Below are 23,943 nucleotides of genomic sequence, written 5' to 3' on the forward strand. Positions count from 1 at the left end.
ACTTAATATTAATTATAAAAAATTTAGTTATGAACACTAGAAATTCAAGAAATCGTAGCTCAAGAAACAATTCTTCTCACAGTGATTCCCGGTCAACTCTTGAAGAAGTATATCAATTAGGGTATGACCATGGTTATAATGATGCATCGCAGGATGAAGATTATGATGATGACTTCTCAGATTTTGAGGATTATTATGAAGATTATGAAAACGAAAATGATGATGAGTATGATGAAGACCAAGACTACGATGGTGAAGATTACAGTGATGATACCAGAGGAAACCAGCAGAGAGACAACCAGGGAAGATTTACTTCCGGTGTAGGCAGAGGCGGTTCCCGTGGCAGTTTAGGCTCCGGTAGAGACGGAAATGGAGGAAGAGGAAGATCTTCATCAGGAAACGGCACCTCAAGAAGAGGCTTTGCTTCCATGAGTAAAGCCGAACGTACCAGAATTGCACGTATGGGAGGGCAAGCCTCTCATGGCGGCGGAAGAACCAGGGGTTCGAATTCCGGATCAGGAAATAGCAGCGGTTCAGGTCAAGGTTCCAACTCAGGATCACAGGCATCCGGAAGAGGTTTTGCTTCCATGAGTAAAGCCGGACGTACGAGATTTGCTCGTATGGGCGGACAAACATCTCATGGCGGCGGAAGGTCCTCCGGAAGATCCGGATTTGGAGGCAGACGTAACAATTCATAATTCTTTTTCCATGATTGCCTCTTTATGGTAAAGTAAAGAGGTAATCTTTTCAACATTAAACACCACATTACATTATGGCAACTAAAACAGCAGAAAACAACATGATAACAGCTGCAGAGAAAAAAAGCTCGGTAGACAATGCAACTGTGAAATCGAATGAAATGAAAAACTCTCCCCTGCATAAGTTTTTTGTAGATGCCCTCAAAGACATTTACTATGCAGAAAATGCAATCATTGACGCATTGGAAAAAATACACGATGCAGCCACTACGGAAGAATTAAAAGAAGCTTTTGAAGACCATCAGCTTCAGACCAAAAAGCATATAAGCCGTTTGGAAAAAGTCTTCAAGCTGATCGATGAAAAACCTGAGAAAAAAGAATGTGAAGCTATAAAAGGGCTCATAAAAGAAGGCGAAGAAGTTATAAAATCCACTCCGGAAGGTTCTATGACCCGTGATGCAGCCCTGATTATTGCAGCACAGAAAGTAGAACATTATGAAATTGCAACCTATGGCGGACTTGCTCAACTGGCAATTACCATGGGCCATGACAAAGCCGCTGATTTATTGGAAAAGACATTACAGGAAGAAGAAGACACCGATTATAACCTTACTGAAATTGCTGAAACCTTCATCAATTTCGATGCAGAACAGGAAGGTTAATCCTAAAAACATATTGAGCCATGTAGGGTAAAAACTCTATGTGGCTTATTTAACCAAGAATACTCAAATCAATGAACAAACAGAAGATCTTAAAAACACTAAGGACTGAACATTTTATTAAAGTGGCAAATAAAGGGGATTGGTTTGAAGATGGAGCCGTAATCTATGCAAGAGAGATAAGAGAAAATATTTTCCTGCTCTTTGTGATTGTAAAAGATGTAAACATTGAAAATATCCAGGCACTCATTGCCCATTTTGATAGTTTCCAGAGTATCGGAAGAAAGGAGCCCATACAAGTCATGTTTTATCTGTCCATTAAAGAAAAAGAAGACCTCCATTATTTTGAAAAGTATTTGAAAGTCGCTAATAATTAAAAAACTGAGTAAGCTATGATTTTTGAAACCGACGCTTTAAAGTATTCTGATCTGAATAATAAAAACAATGTAATTGAAAACGAATCCTTGTTTCCCAGTGTGATCAATTCTTACGGAGTAACGGCATTCCTGATAAAATCCCTGGAAAAAGTAAAGAACAATGCAAAATGTGAAATTTTAAAAAAGGTTATAGACACTTACATTCAGGAATATATTGTACATATCAGCCAATATCATAATGAAAATTCGGGGAACATTGTTTATACCGGTTCCGAAATAAAAATGGATGACCCTTATTTTACCATTTATGCCAAAACCGCCTATTATAAGGTTTTAAAAGAAGAAGAATACCTAAATAAACTTTTAAACACCCTTGATATAGAAAGGAATTATACAGAATAGCAGGAATAAAGCGCGCTTTTCAGCAGCTTTTTGAATCTTGAAACACCAACCATAAAAAATATTACGATATGAAAAATGATGGCCACAACAAAAAAACAGAACAGTTAGATTCATTAAGCACATCCAATGAGAACGAACAACTAACTACCAATCAAGGTCTTAAAATCAACAATAATCAGGATTCCTTAAAGTCAGGGGACAGAGGGCCCACTTTATTGGAAGATTTTATTTTAAGGGAAAAAATCACCCATTTCGATCATGAAAGGATTCCTGAAAGAATAGTTCATGCCCGTGGTTCAGGCGCCCATGGAGTCTTTAAACTCACTAAAAGTCTTGAAAAATATACCAAGGCAGGTTTTTTAAGAGAACTAGGCAAAGAAACTCCTGTATTTGTAAGATTTTCAACCGTTGCAGGAAGCAGGGGAAGTACAGATTTAGCCCGGGATGTCAGAGGATTTGCCATAAAGTTTTATACGGAAGAAGGCAATTATGACCTCGTAGGCAATAATATGCCTGTATTTTTCATTCAGGATGCCATTAAATTCCCCGATTTGGTACATGCTGTAAAACCTGAGCCGGACAATGAAATCCCCCAGGCCGCTTCTGCCCACGATACATTTTGGGATTTTATCTCCCTGATGCCAGAAAGCATGCATATGATCATGTGGCTGATGAGTGACAGGGCTATTCCGCGAAGCTTCAGAATGATGGAAGGCTTCGGAGTACATTCTTTTAAATTTATTAATGATGAAGGGGATGCTCATTTCGTGAAATTCCACCTTAAACCTAAATTAGGAATTCATTCCGTGGCATGGGATGAAGCTCAGAAGATTTCCGGAGTAGATCCGGACTTTCACAGACGGGATCTGTGGGAAGCCATCGAAAACGGGGCATTCCCAGAGTGGGATCTTGGAGTACAGCTCGTTCCTGAAGCTGATGAACACAAGTTTGATTTTGACCTTCTGGATCCTACTAAAATCATTCCTGAAGAAGAGGTTCCTGTAGAACTGATAGGTACTTTAACACTAAATAAAAATCCTGATAACTTTTTTGCAGAAACCGAACAGATTGCTTTTCATCCCGGTCATTTGGTTCCCGGCATAGATTTCAGCAATGATCCTTTACTGCAGGGAAGATTATTTTCATATACAGACACTCAGTTATCCAGACTGGGATCACCTAATTTCCATGAAATCCCTATCAACAGATCCCTCAATACCGTTCACAATAATCAGCGGGACGGGCACATGAGGCAGCAGATCGTGAAAGGTAAGGTAAGTTATGAGCCTAATTCAATCGGAGGCGGGTGCCCATTCCAGGCGATGATGAAAGAAGGAGGGTTTGCGTCTCATCAGGAAAGAATTTCTGGAAGTAAGGTAAGAGAACGAAGCAAAAGCTTTGTAGATCATTATTCCCAGGCCAAATTATTTTACAACAGCCAGTCAACCCCGGAAAAAATGCATCTTCAGAACGCCCTCATTTTTGAGCTATCAAAAGTTACAATTCCGGAGATAAGAGAAAGAATGGTAGGTCAGCTCGCTTTTATTGATATGTTTTTAGCATGGAGAGTCGCTGAAAAGCTAGGCTTGGAAGTTAAAAAACTGGACTGGCCCAATCAAAGTTTACCTGCTGACAGCAATCTCATAGAGCTGCAAAGTGAGGAAAGAGAGCCCAATACTAAAATCTCTGAAGCACTAAGTATGAAGAATACGGTCAAGGATACCATTAAGAGCCGGAAAATAGGTTTCATTATGGGGAACGGAGCAGATACGGAAGTAATCAATGTACTGAAAAATAAGCTTGAAGAAGCCGGAGCTGTTGTTGAAATCATTGCTCCTAGTTTAGCCCCGGTGAAAACCGGTGACGGAACCGTATTCATCCCAAAACATTCCCTTACCAGCACTGCAAGTGTATGTTTTGATGCCTTATATATTGCTGCCGGGGAAAATTCCACAAAAGAACTTTTAATTCCGGAAAACAAACATCTCGTGCTGCACTTTATCAATGAAGCGTATAAACATTGCAAGGCCATTTATTTCGGTGCGGAAACGGATGCATTATATAAAAACAGCAATGTAAGTTTGAGAAAACATGAAGATCCCGCTATCATCACACCGCAGGAGAAAGACCCTGAAGAAAAATTCATAGAGGCCATTGCCCGGCACAGGGTATGGGATCTTGAACTGGAACGAAACACCCATGCTTAAATAATCAAAACACCCTTCACACCACCACTTTACATATGAATTATGAAAGCATGACAGTGCCATAGTATAGATCAGCTGACAGATCTTGTATAACCCGGACGGGGCATACTGGGTGATGATGACCCTAATGATCTACCGATAGATGATCTTGCAAAGGTTAGGAAATCTTCGATAAAAAGAAGACGGATGTGTAAAAGCAGTGCTTGATCCATGGAACAGGCAATGTTCTGAAAATAATGTAAACCAATCACTTTAAATAGAAGTATTATGGAATTTCAAAAAAATCTTTTAGAATATATAAGCGAGTCATTAATGACTACAGATGAGACTATTTCCGTTGCTGAAAGTGTAACTTCAGGCTTACTACAGCTTGCTTTTTCACAAATGCCCAATGCATCCCTGTTTTATATGGGGGGAATTACAGCATATTCATTACCGGAAAAAGTAAGACTCTTAAAAGTCGACAGAGCAGAGGCAGAAGAATGTGACTGTGTTTCGGAAAACATTGTGGAAACCATGGCATTAAATGTCGCCGAAATGTTTAAAACCGACTGGTCTATTGCCACTACCGGATATTGTACACCCATACGAAGTTCTTCATATAAAATTTTTGCTTACTTCTCCTTTTCCTATAAAGGAGAAATCGTTCTTACGAAAAAACTTGAACTGCACCCCAAAACTCAGGCCCTGAATGCTCAGTTATATTATACAGAATTCATTTTGGGGTGCTTTAAAAGTGAAATGAACAGGCTATTAATATTAAAATAAAGGATGATGGAACGTAAAAATCAATATGTCCTTATTACAGGAGCTACCAGCGGAATCGGATATGAACTGGCTAAATTATTTGCTAAAAGCGGATATGATCTTGTTATTGTTGCCCGAAATCATGAAGACCTGAATAATAAAGCGGAAGAATTCAGAAAATACGGAGTCAATGTCATCTGTATTTCGAAAAATTTATTCCTGCCGGATGAAGTTTATTCCCTGTATTCAGAACTTCAGCAGAACGGAATAAGTCCGGAAATCCTTGTTAATGATGCCGGACAGGGAGTATTTGGAAAATTTCAGGATACCGATATTCACCGGGAAGTAGATATCGTTAACCTCAATATTGTTTCAGTCATCATATTAACCAAATTATTTATTAAAGACCGTCTTCCAAAAGGATCCGGAAAAGTCTTAAATCTGGCATCCATTGCCAGCAAAGCACCGGGTCCATGGCATTCGGTGTATCATGGTACCAAAGCTTTTGTACTATCCTGGTCCGAAGCCATACGGGAAGAGTTGAAAGAAACAGGAATTACCGTAACAGCGCTTCTACCGGGGCCAACAGATACGGATTTCTTCAATAAAGCCGATATGAACGACAGCAAAATCCTTCAGGATAAAGATAACCTTGCCTCTCCTGAAGAAGTAGCTATAGATGGCTTCAATGCATTGATGAATGGAGATGATAAAGTAATCTCAGGAATAAAAAACAAGCTGAATGCCGCTATGATCAATCTTACGACAGACAGCATGGCTGCCCATAGAATGGGAGAAATGCAAAAACCGGTAACTGAAAAATAGGATAAATATGGGGAACTTAAAATTATTGGATAAAGTAGTCCTTATTACGGGAGCGGATAGTGGAATAGGTAAAGCAACAGCCTTACTTTTCGCTAAGGAAGGCGCAGACATCGCCATCATCTATTATGAAGATCATGAAAGTGCTGAAAAAGCCAAGGATGAAATTACTGCATTAGGACGGAAATGTATTCTTTTTTCCGGAGATATCAATGATTATGAATTCTGCGAACAGACTGTTGAAAAAGTAATTGCAGAATTGGGTAAAATTGATATCCTGATCAACAATGCAGGGGTACAGTTTCCTTCCGATAAGATTGAAGAACTTGAAGAAGAAAACATCAGAAAAACTTTTGATTCCAATATTGTAGGAATGATCCTGCTGACAAAAGTTGTGTTTCCGTATTTAAAAGAAGGGGGAAGCATTGTCAATACAACTTCTGCCGTAGCATATCAGGGACATCCTGAATTACTTGATTATTCCGCAACCAAAGGGGCTATTGTTTCTTTTACCCGTTCTCTTGCATTACAGGCAAAGCAGAAAGGAATCCGTGTCAATGCGGTTGCACCAGGACCGGTTGCCACACCATTAACAAAAGAAACATTCGGAGAGGAAGAAGAAGATTATAGCAAACCGCCTTTACAACGAAATGCTTCCACGGAAGAAATTGCACCAAGCTTTTTATTCCTGGTTTCAGATGAAGCCGCTCAAATCACGGGGCAGGTGATTCATCCAAACGGAGGTTTAATAGTTAATGGTTAAAAAAATGAATGGAATCATTATTCAGTTTTTTCACTGGTACCATCCGGGAAACCTTTGGAAAGAATTTACGGAAAAAGCGGATTATTTGAAAGACCTTGGCTTTACGGCTGTATGGTTCCCTCCGGCTACTAAATGTGATTTGGGAAAAGAGGGCAGAGGCTACGATGTGTACGACCCGTATGATCTGGGAGAGTTTGACCAGAAAGGTGGCATCCCTACAAGATATGGCACTAAGGAGGAATACCTGAATGCCATACAAAAGGCCCGGGAATCCGGGATGTCTATATACGCCGATATCGTATTGAATCACAGAATGGGGGGAGATGAAGCAGAAGAGATTACCGTACATCGTGTCAATGAAGAAAACCGTAATGAAAGACTAGGAGAGCCATTCACGGCAAATGCTTTTACAAAATTTACCTTCCCCGGCAGAAACGGTAAATACTCCGGGTTTATATGGGATCATCAATGCTTCAGCGGGATAGATATCATCCACAAAGACCAGGAAGAAATAAAAGGAGTTTTCAAGATTCATAATGAATATGGTACAGAATGGAATAACCCGGTAAGCCATCAGTTCGGCAACTATGATTATCTCATGGGTGCCGATATTGAATACCGTAATCCATATGTAGTCGAGGAAATGAAAAACTGGATCAAATGGTATATTAGTCTCACCAAAGTAAATGGAATACGCCTGGATGCTTTAAAGCATATTTCTGCGGATTTTTTAAAAGACTGGATCTCTTATATCAAAACGGAAATAGATCCGAATTGTTTCATATTAGGCGAGTTCTGGAAAGACGATGCAGGTAAAATATCCGATTTTTTTGATAGGATGGACAATCTTTTATCCTGCTTTGATGCCCCGCTTCACTATAATTTTTTCACGGCATCCAAAGAAGGCAAAGAATATGACCTGACGAAGATTCTGGATAATACTTTTTTAAAAGAAAATCCTTTATTCTCCGTTTCTTTTGTAGAAAACCATGATACCCAGAAATTCCAGGCCTTGGAATCTGCTGTTTCAGACTGGTTCAAACCCATAGCTTATGCCATTATTTTACTCTCAAAAGAAGCTTATCCATGTGTTTTCTATCCGGACCTGTTTGGGGCGGAATACACTGAAATCCAGAATGATCAGGAAGTAAATATAGTCATACCCAAGGTAGAGGTTTTAACAGGCCTATTGCAAGTAAGACAACAATTTGCATATGGTGAGCAGATCAATTATTTCGATCATCCCAATTGTATTGCCTGGGTAAGAACAGGAGATAACGAACATCCGGGCTGTGTGGTCATCCTATCCAACAGTGAAGAAGGGTATAAGGAAATAGAACTGGGAGCCGAACATGCCAACGCTCAATACATTGATTTCTTACAACAGAGAAGTGATACGGTAACACTCGATGAGGAAGGTAAAGGCATTTTCAGAGTGAACTCCGAATCCGTAAGTGTATGGATTAAAAAATAATAATCATTTATTATATTATATTTTAAAATAAAAATACAATTGTTTTGAAAAATTTGTATTTTAAAATATTCAAATTATCATAAGAGTTATGAAAACAACCGCTTTAATTATGTTAGGATTTTTATGTCTTTCTTTTTCTACAGCTTGCAAATGTGAGCCTGAAGATGAAGAAACTACAGATCCTAAAGAAAGTTCAGCACGGAATAACATCAATGATAAAAGTTCCGGAAAAACAGAAAATGACACGGTCTTCATTAAACGTTAAAGCCAGAAAATAAGTTTCCCGGCTGTAAATTACATTCTGATATTTTAAAAATAAGATTATGTACAGAGACGGCGCCAGAAAAAGTATGTGGCAGGAAGAGATCAAAAGATTTTCTTCAGATACGGACTTAAACCAACTATTCGACGTGGCAGTCATCGGTGGAGGAATTACAGGTGTATCTACTGCTTTGAAACTGCAGCAATCCGGGAAAAAATGCATCCTCATTGAAGCTGCCAACATCGGTTTTGGAGCTACAGGAGGAACTACAGCCCACCTCAATGATTTTTTTGATACCACCTTTGCCCAGGCGATAAATGATTTCGGGCTGGATAATGCAAAATTGCTCGCAGAAGCGGGAAAAAATGCTATGAATATTATTGAATCCAACATTTCGGAATTTAGTATTCAATGTGATTTTGAAAAGAAAAAAGCCTATCTCTTTGCATTGGATGAAAAGCAGGCCAAACAGTTGGACGATATGGTAGAAGCCAGCTTAAAAGTAGGGCACACAATGGAATATTGTAATCAGATTCCTTTTCCGATTCCTTTTGAAAAAGCTGTAATAATACCGCATCAGGGCCAGTTTCATCCTATAAAATACATTAAAGGTCTATGCGAAGCCTTCCTCAGCGCGGGTGGAAACATAGTGGAAGACTGCCTGTGTGAAAGTCATGAAGAAGAAGAGGGTGAAGTGATAGTAAATACATCAAAAGGAGTAATCCGGGTACATGAACTGGTGTATGCTACCCATATTCCTCCCGGTGTCAACAAACTGCATTTTACCAATGCTCCTTACAGAAGCTATGCTATTGCTTTCGAATTAAAGGATACCGATTATACACAACAATTGGGTTATGATCTTTCAGATCCTTATCATTATTACAGGGTTCATGAAATCAATGGTGAAAAGCTTCTGATAGCAGGAGGTGAAGATCATAAGACGGGACATATGGAAGATACCGGCGAATGTTTTACTCGGCTTGAAAATTATGTCCGGCAGTATTTTGATCTTGATGTTCCTTATTACACTTGGTCAAGCCAATATTACGAACCTGTTGACGGGCTTCCGTATATTGGGAAAATGCCCGGAAGCAATGGTCGGATTTATGTGGCAACCGGCTTCCGTGGAAACGGGATGATGTTCGGAAGTCTGTCTTCAGAAATACTGAATGACCTGATCGTAAAAGGAAGCAGTAAGTACGAAAAGCTGTTTGATCCGGGAAGGGTAAAAGTAGGAGCAGGGTTTTCCAGTTTTGTAAAAGAAAATGCCACAGTTGTATTTGACCTGGTAAAAGACAAACTGACAAGGGAATACATCCGTTCACTTGAAGAAATAAAAGAAGGAGAGGCCAAAATCATTTGGTATGACGGAAATTCCTATGCACTATATAAGGAAATCGGCGGAAAATTGCATGCCCTCAAAAGTACCTGTCCACACGCGTACTGTGAAGTCCGTTGGAACAGCGCGGAAATGACATGGGACTGCCCATGCCACGGCTCCCGTTTTAACGTTAACGGCAGACTACTGACTGGACCAACTGTAGAAGGTTTACAAAAAATTGACCTGGAATCGGATATTTAATTATTAAAAAGATTAATATGTCAAAAAAAAGTTTTTTATACCGCAATAGCCTCAGTATTGTTCTAATTGCATTCATGCTTATCTGTTTGCTGGGCCAGTTTTTTACAGGCTGGAAGACCGAAAACAAAGAACTGGCTGAAAATGGCGAAGCGTTATTAAGCTTAGGAGAATATATTCATAGCGGACACTTTATCCAGGCCACTTTTGAAAATTGGGAAAGTGAATTCCTGCAGATGATGGTGTATGTTCTCCTCACGGTTTCCTTACGGCAGGCAGGCTCCAGTGAATCCAAATCTATAGAAGGCGAAGAAGACGTAGATAAAGAACCCGAATCTCATCCCAAGGCCCCGTGGGCAGTTAAAAAAGGAGGGTTTTGGCTGAAAATCTATAAACATTCATTATCATTGGCTTTTGCGATATTATTTATTGTAACTTTTATTCTCCATTTTTACGGAAGTCTTAAAGATTTCAATACCGAACAGATGGCCAAAAATAAATCCGTTATCAGCGCACAAGAATATATTATGGAATCCCGCTTCTGGTTTGAATCTTTCCAGAACTGGCAAAGTGAATTTTTAGCGGTAGCCTCCATTGTTATCCTGTCTATATGGCTTCGGGAAAAAGGATCGCCGGAATCCAAACCGGTTGATATGGCCCACGATGAGAACCCATAATCTGGTACCTTTTATTACCGTAACAAGAAAATCACGGATTATACCGAAGCTTCTTCCAATATCAAATAAAAAAAGCTTCCCGATCCAGGAAAGCTTTTATGTTATATCATCGCTTTTTATATTACGGCATTTCCTTCTATACCGTCGGCATTATTAGTTTTTATGCCGGTAATCGCTGAAGTAACAAAGCTTAATAAGCTTACCAGTTTTCCGGCTTTGGTATCCCAATAATAACTTTCCTTAGGCTCCACACGGATAATCGAAACATTGGGGTCGTCTTTTCCGTCAAACCACGGTTTTGCCATAACAGACCATTTCTCTTCAATAGTTGCCTTATCTGTATACACAGAGGCGGTTCCATATACGGAAAGATACTGAGAGTCATCATTATTCATAAAGAAAAGCTGTACTCTGCGGTCTTCTTTGATTTCAAAATTTTTATTACTGGCTTCACTGCTGATAAACCATAAATTTCCACTGTCATCAGCTTCCTTTAAAGTCATCGGACGCGAGTTTATCGGTACTTTTTCCAATTCCGTACAGAACATGCATATTCTTGCTTTCGTAGAAAGTTCCTGAATTTTTTTAATGGCCTCAAGATGGGTAAGATTTTGTGTTGACATAATATTATTATTTTAAGTGATTGGTTTAAAGAAAAATCAACATTATACAGGATAATGGATTGATAATAATACTTCAAAAACCTGACCAAATAGGTATGGTCCGGAGACGGAAAAGAATAGAGGAGTCTTTTTTATTCCGGAAAAGGGTACTTTATGCACTTATTTCGAAACATTGCTGTTTATGACTGTTGATCAGACTTTTATAATATTCCGATGGTGTTTTCCCTATGATTTCTTTGAAATAACGGTTAAAAGATGATTTCGATTTAAATCCAGCCTCATAAGCAAAAGATAGAAAATTAATGTTTTCATTTTTTTCTATGGCTCTTTCCACCATATTTTTAAAATATTCTATGCGATATTCATTAATATATCGGTAAAAAGGCTTATGCTTGTAACCATTCAGCATTTCACTGATCTGATATTTATTGATTTCCGTTTTTAAGGCCAAATAATCCAAGGTAAGATCACAATTCCTGAACAGCTGCTGCTGCTGTACGGATTCATCAAGCTTTTGCCATAATTCGCCAAATTTCATGTCATAATCAATAGTGTTGAGAGCCTGCTCGGTATTAGATTTACTATTCACATCTATTTTCAGATGATCCTGAGAAATTTCCTGGTGAATATTTCTCAATTCTGTTGTAAGGGTTTTTCTGATTATCAACAGGGATATAACCAACAGAAGCAAGTAGGCAATACTCCTTAGGGTAATACTGATCACCGGCAAATTTTCAGGATAGAAGTGAAGCAATACTTTGGAGACAATCACTCCCAATTCCATCAGAAGAATACATCCTGAAATCCGCACAACTACATCATATTCAATTTTATCAAGGATCTTGTTTTTATTTTTATACGTAAACGAAATAGCTTTCAGAGGGTAGTACAGATTGATTACAAAAATTAGGGAAAGACTGAAATTATTATACAGATCAAGAAGCTGCTGATCTACCCGGTTAAGGATAACAAAAACGCAGGAGATCGTAAAATAAGCAATCATCAGTATAAAAAAAGGAATGAAAATATACCATTTGGTGGCTATTGAAAATCCTTTTTTAATCTTGCTTAAGGAGTAAAGATAAATCAAAGGGCCGTAACAGACCGAAATAAAGGTATTCATTTGTTGCCTGATACTTTCATCAGGAATAAATCTGAAGATAACAAACTTGATAATCAAATGCACAGCAATTGCAGAAAGCAGAAAAGCAAACAGAAAATTGGAAAGCGCCTTTTTCTCTCTGGCCTGTAATAACCAAAGTGCTACAAGTGCTTGAAAAGCCCCGATAATAACTATATATTGCATTTTTCCTTAGGTTTGTACAAAGTAAATGCAAATACATTACTTTATGCTTTCTCTATTATTATTTATCTATTAAAAATTTCTCTCACCTATTTAAGATTCGGTTCATACATAAATAACAAATAATTAACTAACAATAAAACACTGGAAATCAAAACATTAATAGTCTCAATCCAACGAATGACACGTTCATCTTGATGATTTTTTCCTAGGGACGAAATCTAAGTCCCATCTGCGCAATTTTGTCCTAAAAAAAATCTATGAACAATTCTATTGGTTTTCCAAAACAAAAGTCGAGGATCATTCAGATATCTGCTTTTTTCTTAATGGCTTCTTTTGGGACCATTCATGCACAAACCATTAAAGGAACTGTAGTTGGCAAAACAAACGGAGCACTGCCCGGAGCAAATATTTCCATTGTAGATGCCGAACAAAAAGCAGTATCGTCTTTAGACGGGGATTTCAGCTTACTTTCACCAAGATTAGGAGATGTAAACATCAAAGTAGAATACATCGGGTATGAAACAAAGATCTTTCCGGTCACCATAAAAGAAGGTGTAAATGATATGGGATACATCAGCATAGATCCTGAAGATAAAAAGAATAAAGAGAACATAAACAATATTCAGGAGATCGTTATTGCAAGGCCTAATGCATTGACTCAGGCTAAAGCTTACGAAATTAAAAAGAACAATAATGCCATCATGGAAGTGATTGCTGCCGACGCCATTGGAAAGTTACCGGACAGAAATGCAGCTGAGGCAGTACAAAGAGTTCAGGGAGTGGCTGTGGCAAGGTACCACGGAGAAGCAGATCAGGCCACGGTAAGAGGAACTCCTTTTGCATGGACTTCAGCCTTATTCAACGGAAACCGCCTTCCCAGTGCGAATGTTTTAGGAAACAGATCTTTTGTTCTGGATGTGGTTCCTTCGGAATTGATCCAGTTTGTACAGGTCTCCAAAGCTGTAACTCCCGATATGGATGGCGATGCTATCGGAGGAAGTATCAATTTCATTACAAGAACGGCACCGGCCAAGAAAACGCTAAGCGTAAGTGGAGCAGGAGGCTACAATACTTTCTCTCAGAATGCTACCTATAATGGCTCTATTGTATATGGAGACCGTTTCTTCAACAATAAATTAGGAGTGATCTTATCCGGAGCGATCTGGGACAGACAATGGGGAGCAGACTCATTTGATGTCACCTATAATACTGGAGCAACGAACGAAACCCAGAAAAAATCCATCAATACCATTATGATGAAACGATATATGGGAACAAGAAGAACGATAGGACTAAATGGAGGATTGGAGTATAAATTCAACGCCAGCAATAAAATCTATTTCAGGGGAATGTTCAATAAGTTTGATGATATCCGTCCAGTGTATGAATCTTATGTAGATTATACCAACAACCGATATCAGTATAATTTCAGATATTCTCATTATCAGACAGAATTGTACGGAATGGAATTGGGAGGAGAACATAATATTACCCCTAAACTAAGTTTGGATTGGATGTTGAGCGATTATCAGGCTAAATACTTCCTGGAAACACCGCCCACCAATGAAATCAAGGGACTTCCGATCGCTACTTTCAGACAGAAAATCACAGGAGGATTTGTAAACCTTTCAAATGATAAAAAAAGGTATTGGGGATTTGATTCTCCGGATGGAACGGGAGGTGAATATATGGATTATAGCTCAGACCTTGCGAGCCCGGGTGAAATAATGAGTGCCGATAAATTATTGCTTTCCCAGTTGGTAATCGCCAAACTGGATAACAATGAGAGAGATAAAATAGCTCGTGTAAACCTGAAGTATGACATAAATCCAAATATTATCCTGAAAGTAGGAGCGAAATATAGAGATAAGGACCGTACAAGTACCTATGGTTATAATGCAGTTTTCCTTCCGGGTGCAGCTGTTGGGATTCCGAATTCTCCCGCGCTATTAGCTCTTTCTCAATTGTCAACCAGTGAGCCGCCAAAAGGAACAGAATTCCTGAACGGAATGAATGGAGACTTTAGTTCATACATCATGAATCCTCCAACAAAAGATCAGCTTTTCCAGATGTATTCATCGGAATTTTTGCAGCAGTATGGCTTCAGGGATTTCTCTAATGCAGAAACCAATGCAACAAGTATTTATACGGGGGAAGAGTCTGTTTTTGCAGCCTATGCCATGGCAGAAATAAAAGCCAGTGAAAAGTTCAAAATCGTAGGAGGTTTCAGAAATGAAACAACAAGATTAACATTGTATGGTGCTACAGCAACAAAACAGGGAACTCCCACAACAACAGTGATTACTCCTTCTATTGTAGAAAGTAATTACAACGCTTTTCTTCCTATGCTCCATTTAAAATACAGTTTTTCACCGAAATCAAGTCTAAGGTTTGCCTATACAAGATCCTTTATCAGGCCGAATTTCGGGGATATGTCACCGGGATCAAGTGTTGACAATACGTCCAACCCTTTCAGAATTACAAGAGGAAACCCTGATTTAAAACCTACTTTCAGTCATAATATCGATGTAATGGGGGAATACTATTTCAATAATATCGGTATTCTTTCGGGAGGAGTATTCTATAAGAAGATTTCAGATATTGTATTCTCTGATACCTCCATGATGAACATCGCTGGAACAGATTATATGGTAACCCAGGCCAAAAATCTTCAGGACTCTCATCTTATCGGATTTGAAGCCGGAATCAATAAACGTCTTGATTTTTTACCCGGCTTCTGGAAGGATTTCGGAGTTGAATTCAACTATACATTTATAAATTCTTCGGTTAAAGTTCCGAGAATGGCAAATGGAATTCAATATTCTGATGAAACCATGTTGCCGAATCAATCTAAAAACCTTTTCAATGCCATTTTATATTACGAAAACAACAAAGTAATGATACGTCTGGCAGGAAATTACAGAGGAAAATCAGTTGAAACAATCAATCAGAACCTGGGTCCTGATTATTATATCTGGTCTGATAAAAACTTCACTATCGACTTCTCTGCAAGCTATGATATCAACAAAAAAATCAAATTATTCATTGAGCTGAACAACCTGAGTAATGAAAGTCTTAGGCTGTATATGGGAGATAATAAGAAGAGAATTACTTCTCATGAATGGTATGGTAGCAGGGGACAATTGGGAATCCGTTGGCAAATATTTTAATATATATATACATGAAAAAAATAGTAGTAATAGCAGCGGTGATTGCTTTTGGAGCCACCACAAACGCACAGATCAGCGACAGCCTTCGCCGGGTAGTAAAAATGGAAGGAGCCTATAATTTCAGAGATACGGGAGGCTATATGACAACTGATGGGAAAGAAGTGATATTGGGAAAAGTATACAGAAGTGATGCTATTGATAAACTATCTGATAAAGATCTCAAAACATTCGAAAGTAAAAAGATTGCATCGGTGGTTGATTTCAGAGGAGTGGAAGAGGCTAAAAAAGCTCCGGACAGGCTTCCTAAAAATGCGGATTATGTATTATGTCCGGCAGGTAGCAATAATCTTCCCACCGTTCAGGATATGGCAAAAATGTTTAAAGACAAAAATTTTTTGTTTGATATGTATGGGGAAGGAGGGCTACCTTATTTTGGAGAAAGGTACAGATCATTATTTGTGAAACTATTGACTTTGCAACCTGATGAAGCTTTGCTTTTCCATTGTACGGGAGGACGGGACAGAACGGGAATGGCTTCTGCCTTATTTTTGAAAATCCTTGATGTTCCACAGGAAGTTATTGAACAGGATTATATAGCCTCTAATTATTATCTGGCTAAAAATCCAACGATGAAACAAATGTATTCCGGACTGTCCAAAATGACAGGGATGACTGAAAGTGAAATCAAACAGCAAATGGAACTCAGACCTGAGCTGATCAAAAATTTCTTTGGAGCCATCAATAAAAAGTATGGAAGCATTGAAAATTTTTTCCAGGTAGAAATGGGAATCGGACCGAATGAAATAGAAATACTGAAACAAAAGTATACAAGATAATTATTTACTTAGATTAGATTTAAATGGAATAAGCTGCTTTTGAAATGAGGCAGCTTATTTGTTTAAACAAGACTAATCAATAAAGTTGTTGAATAAATTAATGCAACGGAACTTTATATCTTTATAGTTTATCGATAGGAATTAAAATCTTGGCATTCTTAGCAAGTATCTTTATACTGCTTTCCATTTCCTCAAAGCTGAGGTGCCCATACCCTAAACGCATCGCTGTAAGGCCTCTGTTCTGGTAAAGTATCGTTTTCGGCAGGAAAAGATTGTCATAAGAACATTTACGGCTGAGCTGCATCAGATTGATGGGTACTTTCCATTCAACCCAGACAGCAAGTCCCCCGGAAGGTTTCCGGAATTTGATATATTCTCCCAAATGCACATTCAATAACTCTGTAAAACGGTCTCTTCTTTCCTGATAAACTTTTAATGATTTTTTTAAATACCTGTGAATCTCACCTTCTGCAATCATTTCTCCAAGAACCTGCTCCATGAGAATGTCTCCCTGACGGTCTATAATGCCCAGGTATTTACGCATTTCCTTCATAAGATTTTCAGGAGCCACAATGAAGCCTGTTCTGAATCCGGGAGCAAGGGATTTACCGAAAGAACCTATATAAATAACCATCCCATTTGTATCCGCACTGGCCAGAGGAAGAATAGGGCTTTTATCATAGTGAAAATCATAATCGTAATCATCTTCAAGAATAATGAATCCGTATTCATTAGCCAGACTGAGCAACTCTAATCTTCTTTGCGCACTTAATGTTACAGTCGTAGGGTAATGATGGTGCGGGGTAAGATAAAGCATACGGATTTTCTGCGTTTTACAAATTTCGCGGACACCTTCTACACTGAGTCCTTCATCATCGATAGGAACCGAAAGTATTTTTACCCCCATCTTCTGAAAGATCATGTTCACTGAAAAATAACTCAAATCACCTACCAATACGACGTCTCCTTCTGAGAGGAGGATTTCAGAAGCTATATAAATGCTCATCTCCGTGCTCCTGGTGATCAGAAGGTTATTTTTTGAAACGGATAGCCCTCTCGATAGATTGAGGTAGTTGGCCAGGTTTTTCTTAAAAAATTCACTTCCGTCATGATTGTAATGCCCAAGCATCTTGTATTGCCCTTTTTTACGCTTCAGAATCGAGCTATAGATTCTGGAATGCTGGTCAATCTGGGTCAGTCGGATATCAGGGACTCCATCATTAAACATATATTCACAATCGGAATGCTCAAAAGGGTTGTCTAAAATATTGGTGGTTTTAAAAGAAAATCCGGTCGATTGAGGATAAAGTCTAAGGCTGTTTTTATTGAAAATTCCAATTTTCATTGGCTTTTCTTCATTTTTTCCGATAATGAAAGTCCCTTTATTAGGTACACTTTCCACCCAGCCCTGTGCAAATAGTTCATCATACACTGCCACAATCGTATTTCTGTGAACGTCCAGTATTGTACTTAGCGCTCTCGTTCCGGGAAGCTTTGTTCCTAATGGAAGAGAGCCTCTTTGGATGGCATTGATGAGCTGATGGGCCACCTGCATATAAATAGCAGTATCAGATTTTCTGTCAATTTTAATAAAACTTCGATAAGGAATTTCAACCGGACTATCCATAAAACAAAAACTGGCACCATACAACCATCCGGCAATATACTATTTTTGACCAAAATAAAAAAACAATGACATTTTCTCATCTATTGCAAAAAATAGTACTGGATCACAGGACTCATGCCAAATGGCTGAACACACTTTCATTTATGGAAAATGCGGGAGCACGAAAGATATCCGCTTGTGAGCATCATTCCAAAGTAAGCCTGATACAGTTAAAACATGCTGCAGAAGAACACCGTCATGCTTATTATCTCAAAAAACAAATCGCAAAAATTGATCCTGAACTTTGCAGCACTTATGAAAGCAGTGAGCTGCTTGCTTCCCGTGCGACCAGACAATATCTGCACACACTGGACATTCAGACCTGTCGGTATCTTCAGCATACTTTTCAGCTTACCAAAGAAGAATTGAAATATGCGGCGTATTTATTTGTAACCTATGCTATAGAAGTCCGTGCTGATGAATTGTATCCGGTCTATCAGGATATACTCACTAAAGAATCTTCAAAAATCATGGTGAAATCTATTATTCTGGAAGAAGAAGGGCATTTGGAAGAAATGATCAGTCAGCTGGATGATTTTTCTGCTGATTGGAAAGCACATGCCGAAAATATTCTGAAAATTGAGAAAAAACTTCATGATCAGTGGATCAGCGCAATTGCACAGGAAGTATAACAGAAACAATGGATAGTATCTATTATCATTTTCGGGAAGCATTAGAGAAAAGAAAAGAAGAGGGAATATTAAGGTCTTTGCCGAAACCAACTCAAGGAATAGATTTTTATTCCAATGATTATCTCGGGCTGGCAAGAAATGCCGGGCTACACGATACCTTATTGCAGCAAATAATGAAAGAGCCTCAATTGTTATTTGGAAGTACCGGCTCAAGGCTGATTAGCGGAAATTCTTCTGAAATTACCACGGCCGAAACATGTATTGCGGAAGAGCATCAATATCCTTCTGCTTTACTTTTTCAGTCCGGATACAATGCCAATTTAGCCCTGTTTTCAACATTGCCAAACCGGCATGACACCATTATTGTAGATGAGTGCATTCACCGCTCCGTACATGATGCCTGCAATATGTCTCATGCTGCCAAACTAAAATTCAGGCACAATGATGTGGGTCATTTGGAAAGCAAATTAAAAAAACAGAAAGGGCATTGCTATATTGCTGTTGAAAGCCTTTATTCTATGGATGGAGACCTCGCTCCGCTTTACGAAATCGCAGAATTAGCTGAAAGATATTCTGCTTCCCTATTGGTAGATGAGGCGCATGCTTTCGGGGTCTTTGGAAATGGATTGGTCGCTCAGTATGGATTACAAAATAAGGTCCTGGCTACGGTAATCACTTATGGAAAAGCACTGGGAGCCCATGGAGCTGCTATATTGACAAATGATTTAATCAAGGATTACCTGATCAATTTTGCATCGCCTTTTATTTACAGCACTTCTCCACAGAATTGGCAATGGAGAGTCATAAAAAACAACTATACCTATCTTAAAAATCAGAATTTATCATCTCAACTCATGGAAAATATCAGAATTTTCCGGCAATATGGTCTATCAGCAACTTCCTTCGAAAACAGCCCTATACAGGCTGTTATGATCCCTGATCATTTCCGGCTGAAAAAGGTACAGGAAACATTATCTGAAAATGGATTCCTCACCTATGCGGTATATAGCCCCACCGTGAAATCCGGGACAGAAAGGCTTCGAATCTGCCTGCACACCTTCAATACGGAGGAAGAGATTACAGAATTAGCCCGGATTATTAAATATATGATCTGATGAAAGAAAAACTTTTCATAACAGGAATTGGAACCGGCGTAGGTAAAACGATATGTTCAGCTGCCCTTGTCCGGTATTTTGATGCCGATTACTGGAAACCGGTACAATCCGGAGACCTGCATTGTACAGATAGCATGACTGTAAAAAGTCTGGCAGGAAATCATGTTATTTGTCATCCCGAAACCTACCGTTTACAATTAGCGGCATCTCCACATCAGTCTGCAGCAGAAGAGGGTATAGCGATCAGCATTCATGATTTCAGCTTACCTGAAACGCAAAAATATCTTATTGTAGAAGGAGCCGGAGGGCTGATGGTGCCTCTCTCTGACACGGAATTTATGATTGACCTTATCGTAAAACTCAATATACCTGTTGCACTTGTCATAAAAAATTATCTGGGATGCATCAATCATAGTTTACTTTCTATCATGATGATCCGGCAAAGAGAATTAGTGTTAAAATATGTCATTCTTAACGGAACATTTCCTTCTGATACAGAGCGGGTGATATGCCGTTATATAAAAAATGAAACCACCATTATCAGAATACCGGATCTTGATCCTCCCACCAAAGAAAATATGGAAACAGCATTAGAAAATTTAGAATTTATACAATGAACAAAAAAACAGAACTTAGGAATGATTGGACTAAAGAAGAGGTAGAAGCCATTTATCATTTACCACTGATGGAACTTATATATAAAGCGGCAAGTGTACATCGTGAATGGCATGATCCTTCGGAAGTACAGATCTGCACTTTATTATCTATTAAGACGGGAGGCTGCCCGGAAGACTGCTCTTATTGCGGACAGGCTGCCCGTTATCATACCAACATCAAAGTACAGGCTCTTTTGCCTACAGAAACCGTTATAGAACACGCAAGGAAGGCTAAAGAAAGTGGCTCCTCCCGTTTTTGCATGGCGGCAGCATGGAGGGAAGTGAGAGACAACAGGGATTTTGATAGAGTAATTGATATGGTAAAAGGTGTCAACGAGCTGGGACTGGAAGTGTGTTGTACACTTGGAATGTTAACGGAGGAACAAGCTGAACGCCTTCAGGAAGCCGGCCTGCATGCCTACAATCATAATCTTGATACCTCGGAGCAGTATTATGAAGAAATTATTTCGACCCGTACTTTTGATAACCGGATCAATACAATAAATAATGTAAGAAAGGCCGGAATTACCGTTTGCTCAGGAGGTATTATCGGATTAGGAGAAACTCACAGAGACAGAATATCCATGATTCTTACCCTTGCCACTATGCCTAAACATCCCGATTCCGTTCCTGTAAACGCTTTGGCCAGAGTGGCGGGAACTCCACTGGAAAACAATCCTAAAGTAGATACCTGGGAAATGGTAAGAATGATTGCCACCGCAAGAATTGTAATGCCTGCTTCCGTTATCCGTCTGAGTGCAGGACGTATAGAAATGGACGAAACCGAGCAAGCCTGGTGCTTTATGGCCGGAGCCAACTCTATATTTACGGGCGAGAGGGAAACATTATTGGTTACCCCTAATCCGGGAGTTTCGGAGGATATGCAAATGCTCACAAACCTGGGCCTGAAGCCAATGATCAAAGAAAGCGCAAAAACAACATGCACAACACACTAAAAGAAAGAGACAGGGCGGTCAACTGGCATCCTTATACTCAGATGCAAACCGCAAAAGATGCCATTCCTATTGTCCGGGGAAAAGGAGTTCACCTGTATGATGATAAAGGAAAGGAATATATTGATGCAGTTTCCTCATGGTGGGTTACCCTCCACGGGCACGCACATCCGTATATTGCCCAACGTGTCAGTGAACAGCTCAATACATTGGAACAGGTTATTTTCGCCGGCTTTACCCATGAGCCGGCTATCCTGCTTTCGGAAAATCTTTTACAACTGCTTCCCGGTAATCAGCATAAGGTTTTTTATTCCGATAATGGTTCTACGGCTGTTGAAGTAGCATTAAAAATGTGTATTCAGTATGCCCATAATTACGGAAAGGCAAAAACAAAAATACTGGCTTTCAAAAATGCTTATCATGGAGATACATTTGGAGCTATGTCGGTGAGCGGAAGAAGTATCTGGACACAACCTTTTAAAGATTTACTTTTTGATGTTCTGTTTATTGATGTTCCCACTTCTGAAAACCTGGAACATATAAAGCATATTATTTATCAGCATAAAGATGAGATTGTCTGTTTTATCTATGAGCCCTTAGTACAGGGAGCTGCAGGGATGCTCATGCATAAAGCGGAGGATCTTGATGAACTTATGAAGTTTTGCAGAAATCAGGGAATCCTGATGATACAGGATGAAGTTTTCACCGGGTTCGGACGAACCGGAAGATTATTTGCTGCTAATTATTTATCTGAAGAGCCTGATATTATGTGTTTTTCAAAAGGTCTGACGGGTGGAACAATGCCCATGGGAATTACCACTTGTTCTGACGATATCTACAATGCTTTTCTATCCGATGATCAGTATAAAACTCTTTTTCACGGTCATTCGTTCACGGCTAATCCTTTGGCCTGTTCAGCTGCATTGGCAAGCATGGAATTGTTATTGCAGGAATCCACACAATCTGATATTCAGCGTATAGCCAGGCAACACCGTGGGTTTGCATCAGTTCTCAGTGCCCAAAATCAGGTTGAAAATGTACGCCAGACAGGGACTATTCTTGCCTGGGAATATAAAACAGGGAAGCAAACTTCTTATTTTAATGAGATAGGGAAGCTGTTGTATGAAAAATTTCTGCAAAGAGGAATTCTTATCCGTCCGTTAGGAAATACCCTGTATCTGGTTCCGCCTTATTGCATTACTGAAGAAGAGCTTGATTTTGTGTATGCCCAGATTATCAACATCAGTTCCAGTTTTGAATATCCAAAAATTGATTCTTAAATGGAACCTGCCTGCCTGCAGGAAAAATAAAGAAATTATTCATACCATTAATTCTGGCTTCCAGGAGTGAGCATGAAAGCGTGGTATGCTTTTCTTTTTTCAGAACCATATCGAGAGATAACTTCAATTCTTCGCGGATCATAAAAAAACTGCCCAGAATATTGATGATTTCACTTTGATCAGAAAATTCTCCATACTCATTGCACTTTTTATGAGGATTGAAAAAATGCATCATCATATGGTTCGCAATAGCGGCACCTGAAATATTGCCCGTTACAATTTTCTGGTCCATAATAAAATGAGTCAGTCCCGTTATAACACTTACTCCCTCGTTGATGGTTACAATATATACATTTTCTATTTTCTTAGCATTCCAGTAACGGCCCTGCAAAATTTGTACATTCATATAGACAATTGGAATCCTTAGTAATAGATTTTCCTGTTTTGAATTTTCAATGCTTTATTTTTTTCCATATTCTTGATTACCCTGATAACGGTTTCTACCCGCAAACCGGTCAGTGAAGCCAATTGCTGCCGGGTTAAAGGAATCTGGAAAGAATAGGGGGTTTTATCATCCTGGTAACTTTTGAGGTAATCCATGAATAATTTTAATTTGGCCTCCGGGTTCTGAAAAGAAAGGCTATACAGCATAATATACTTATAGTACATTCTGTCCGCAAGACATTGGTAGATATTGAAGGATATTTCCGGATTCTGCTGTATGAGTTTCAGAAAATGAGAGCTGGGTAATCTGATGATTTTGGAAGCACTAATCGCCACAGCATTCATAGGATAGGGCCTGTCTATAAAAAGAAGAGATTCTCCAAAGCTTTGCCCGTCTGAAAAAATATTCTGAATAAATTCTTTACCATCTTCATTGTAATTATTCAGTTTCACCTTTCCATCCATGATCTGGAAATAATAGAGCGGAAATTCCCCTTCCCGGAAAATAATTTCATTTGGTTCATAAATTTTCACATCAGCTCCCGATGAAAAAAGCAAATCTTCAGTTATCATTTTATTGATTATTAATTTT

24 protein-coding genes are annotated in these 23,943 nt (G+C 38.9%); 19 read left to right on the forward strand and 5 right to left on the reverse strand.

What is annotated here, in order from left to right; all coding sequences use genetic code 11:
- Positions 1-29: 29 nt before the first annotated feature.
- The 12 genes from BCF58_RS11375 to BCF58_RS11425 all read left to right on the forward strand — a co-directional run bounded on the left by BCF58_RS11375 (position 30) and on the right by BCF58_RS11425 (position 10,670).
- Positions 30-698 (forward strand): KGG domain-containing protein, encoded by a 669-nt coding sequence (locus tag BCF58_RS11375; RefSeq protein ID WP_121461891.1) that lies wholly within the window; start codon positions 30-32, stop codon positions 696-698.
- Positions 699-772: 74 nt separating this feature from the next.
- Positions 773-1,360 (forward strand): ferritin-like domain-containing protein, encoded by a 588-nt coding sequence (locus BCF58_RS11380; protein WP_228434785.1) that lies wholly within the window; start codon positions 773-775, stop codon positions 1,358-1,360.
- Between the two features lie 71 nt (positions 1,361-1,431).
- Positions 1,432-1,734, forward strand: a complete 303-nt coding sequence (locus tag BCF58_RS11385) for a hypothetical protein (protein ID WP_121461892.1) — start codon at positions 1,432-1,434, stop codon at positions 1,732-1,734.
- A 15-nt stretch (positions 1,735-1,749) separates the two neighbouring features.
- On the forward strand, positions 1,750-2,136 hold the full coding sequence (locus BCF58_RS11390; RefSeq protein ID WP_121461893.1) for a hypothetical protein: 387 nt from the start codon (positions 1,750-1,752) through the stop codon (positions 2,134-2,136).
- Positions 2,137-2,204: 68 nt separating this feature from the next.
- On the forward strand, positions 2,205-4,343 hold the full coding sequence (locus tag BCF58_RS11395) for a catalase (RefSeq protein ID WP_121461894.1): 2,139 nt from the start codon (positions 2,205-2,207) through the stop codon (positions 4,341-4,343).
- A 267-nt stretch (positions 4,344-4,610) separates the two neighbouring features.
- The gene (locus tag BCF58_RS11400) at positions 4,611-5,111 is read left to right on the forward strand and encodes a CinA family protein (protein ID WP_121461895.1); all 501 of its coding nucleotides are present in this window, start codon (positions 4,611-4,613) and stop codon (positions 5,109-5,111) included.
- Positions 5,112-5,114: 3 nt separating this feature from the next.
- A complete protein-coding gene (locus BCF58_RS11405) occupies positions 5,115-5,915 on the forward strand; it encodes an SDR family NAD(P)-dependent oxidoreductase (protein ID WP_228434786.1) in 801 nt (266 codons plus the stop codon).
- 7 nt (positions 5,916-5,922) lie between these two features.
- On the forward strand, positions 5,923-6,675 hold the full coding sequence (locus BCF58_RS11410) for an SDR family oxidoreductase (protein ID WP_121461896.1): 753 nt from the start codon (positions 5,923-5,925) through the stop codon (positions 6,673-6,675).
- 4 nt (positions 6,676-6,679) lie between these two features.
- Positions 6,680-8,149: an alpha-amylase gene (locus BCF58_RS11415; protein WP_121462059.1), complete on the forward strand. Its 1,470-nt coding sequence runs from the start codon at positions 6,680-6,682 to the stop codon at positions 8,147-8,149.
- 88 nt (positions 8,150-8,237) lie between these two features.
- On the forward strand, positions 8,238-8,414 hold the full coding sequence (locus BCF58_RS17405; RefSeq protein ID WP_170149005.1) for a hypothetical protein: 177 nt from the start codon (positions 8,238-8,240) through the stop codon (positions 8,412-8,414).
- Positions 8,415-8,472: 58 nt separating this feature from the next.
- Positions 8,473-9,996, forward strand: coding sequence for an FAD-dependent oxidoreductase (locus BCF58_RS11420; protein WP_121461897.1), 1,524 nt, complete (start codon positions 8,473-8,475; stop codon positions 9,994-9,996).
- A gap of 17 nt (positions 9,997-10,013) precedes the next feature.
- Positions 10,014-10,670, forward strand: coding sequence for a DUF6766 family protein (locus BCF58_RS11425; protein WP_121461898.1), 657 nt, complete (start codon positions 10,014-10,016; stop codon positions 10,668-10,670).
- 116 nt (positions 10,671-10,786) lie between these two features.
- Here BCF58_RS11425 and BCF58_RS11430 read toward each other — a convergent pair whose 3' ends face one another.
- A complete protein-coding gene (locus BCF58_RS11430) occupies positions 10,787-11,293 on the reverse strand; it encodes a pyridoxamine 5'-phosphate oxidase family protein (protein ID WP_121461899.1) in 507 nt (168 codons plus the stop codon).
- Between the two features lie 151 nt (positions 11,294-11,444).
- Positions 11,445-12,599, reverse strand: a complete 1,155-nt coding sequence (locus BCF58_RS11435) for a helix-turn-helix domain-containing protein (protein ID WP_121461900.1) — start codon at positions 12,597-12,599, stop codon at positions 11,445-11,447.
- A gap of 257 nt (positions 12,600-12,856) precedes the next feature.
- On the opposite strand from BCF58_RS11435, the gene BCF58_RS11440 reads away from it, so the two are divergent.
- A complete protein-coding gene (locus BCF58_RS11440; RefSeq protein ID WP_121461901.1) occupies positions 12,857-15,769 on the forward strand; it encodes a TonB-dependent receptor in 2,913 nt (970 codons plus the stop codon).
- An 11-nt stretch (positions 15,770-15,780) separates the two neighbouring features.
- The gene (locus BCF58_RS11445) at positions 15,781-16,605 is read left to right on the forward strand and encodes a tyrosine-protein phosphatase (RefSeq protein ID WP_121461902.1); all 825 of its coding nucleotides are present in this window, start codon (positions 15,781-15,783) and stop codon (positions 16,603-16,605) included.
- Between the two features lie 121 nt (positions 16,606-16,726).
- On the opposite strand, the gene BCF58_RS11450 is transcribed toward BCF58_RS11445, so the two are convergent.
- Positions 16,727-18,232, reverse strand: a complete 1,506-nt coding sequence (locus tag BCF58_RS11450) for an aminotransferase-like domain-containing protein (protein ID WP_121461903.1) — start codon at positions 18,230-18,232, stop codon at positions 16,727-16,729.
- A gap of 65 nt (positions 18,233-18,297) precedes the next feature.
- Between BCF58_RS11450 and BCF58_RS11455 the strand changes: the two genes are divergently transcribed.
- Genes BCF58_RS11455 through bioA form a run of 5 tightly spaced genes read left to right on the forward strand, consistent with a single transcriptional unit; the run spans position 18,298 to position 22,907 of the window.
- The gene (locus tag BCF58_RS11455) at positions 18,298-18,903 is read left to right on the forward strand and encodes a hypothetical protein (protein ID WP_121461904.1); all 606 of its coding nucleotides are present in this window, start codon (positions 18,298-18,300) and stop codon (positions 18,901-18,903) included.
- 8 nt (positions 18,904-18,911) lie between these two features.
- Positions 18,912-20,018: an aminotransferase class I/II-fold pyridoxal phosphate-dependent enzyme gene (locus BCF58_RS11460; protein WP_121461905.1), complete on the forward strand. Its 1,107-nt coding sequence runs from the start codon at positions 18,912-18,914 to the stop codon at positions 20,016-20,018.
- Positions 20,018-20,635 carry a dethiobiotin synthase gene (bioD, locus tag BCF58_RS11465; RefSeq protein WP_121461906.1) on the forward strand — a complete coding sequence of 206 codons (618 nt, stop codon included), beginning with the start codon at positions 20,018-20,020 and terminating at the stop codon, positions 20,633-20,635. Before BCF58_RS11460 ends, bioD begins: the two co-directional genes overlap by 1 nt.
- Positions 20,632-21,630, forward strand: coding sequence for a biotin synthase BioB (bioB, locus tag BCF58_RS11470; RefSeq protein WP_121461907.1), 999 nt, complete (start codon positions 20,632-20,634; stop codon positions 21,628-21,630). Before bioD ends, bioB begins: the two co-directional genes overlap by 4 nt.
- Positions 21,615-22,907, forward strand: a complete 1,293-nt coding sequence (bioA, locus tag BCF58_RS11475) for an adenosylmethionine--8-amino-7-oxononanoate transaminase (protein WP_121461908.1) — start codon at positions 21,615-21,617, stop codon at positions 22,905-22,907. The genes bioB and bioA overlap by 16 nt, the downstream gene beginning before the upstream one ends.
- On the opposite strand, the gene BCF58_RS11480 is transcribed toward bioA, so the two are convergent.
- Together BCF58_RS11480 and BCF58_RS11485 are read right to left on the reverse strand one after the other, a co-directional pair.
- Positions 22,870-23,313, reverse strand: coding sequence for a PCC domain-containing protein (locus tag BCF58_RS11480; RefSeq protein ID WP_121461909.1), 444 nt, complete (start codon positions 23,311-23,313; stop codon positions 22,870-22,872). The two genes, bioA and BCF58_RS11480, sit on opposite strands and share 38 nt — an antisense overlap.
- 17 nt (positions 23,314-23,330) lie before the next feature.
- Complete coding sequence (locus BCF58_RS11485; protein WP_121461910.1) at positions 23,331-23,924, reverse strand: Crp/Fnr family transcriptional regulator; 594 nt, start codon at positions 23,922-23,924, stop codon at positions 23,331-23,333.
- Positions 23,925-23,943 lie beyond the last annotated feature (19 nt).

Origin of the sequence: Chryseobacterium defluvii (assembly GCF_003634775.1) — a bacterium.
In the GTDB taxonomy this organism is placed as follows: domain Bacteria; phylum Bacteroidota; class Bacteroidia; order Flavobacteriales; family Weeksellaceae; genus Chryseobacterium; species Chryseobacterium defluvii.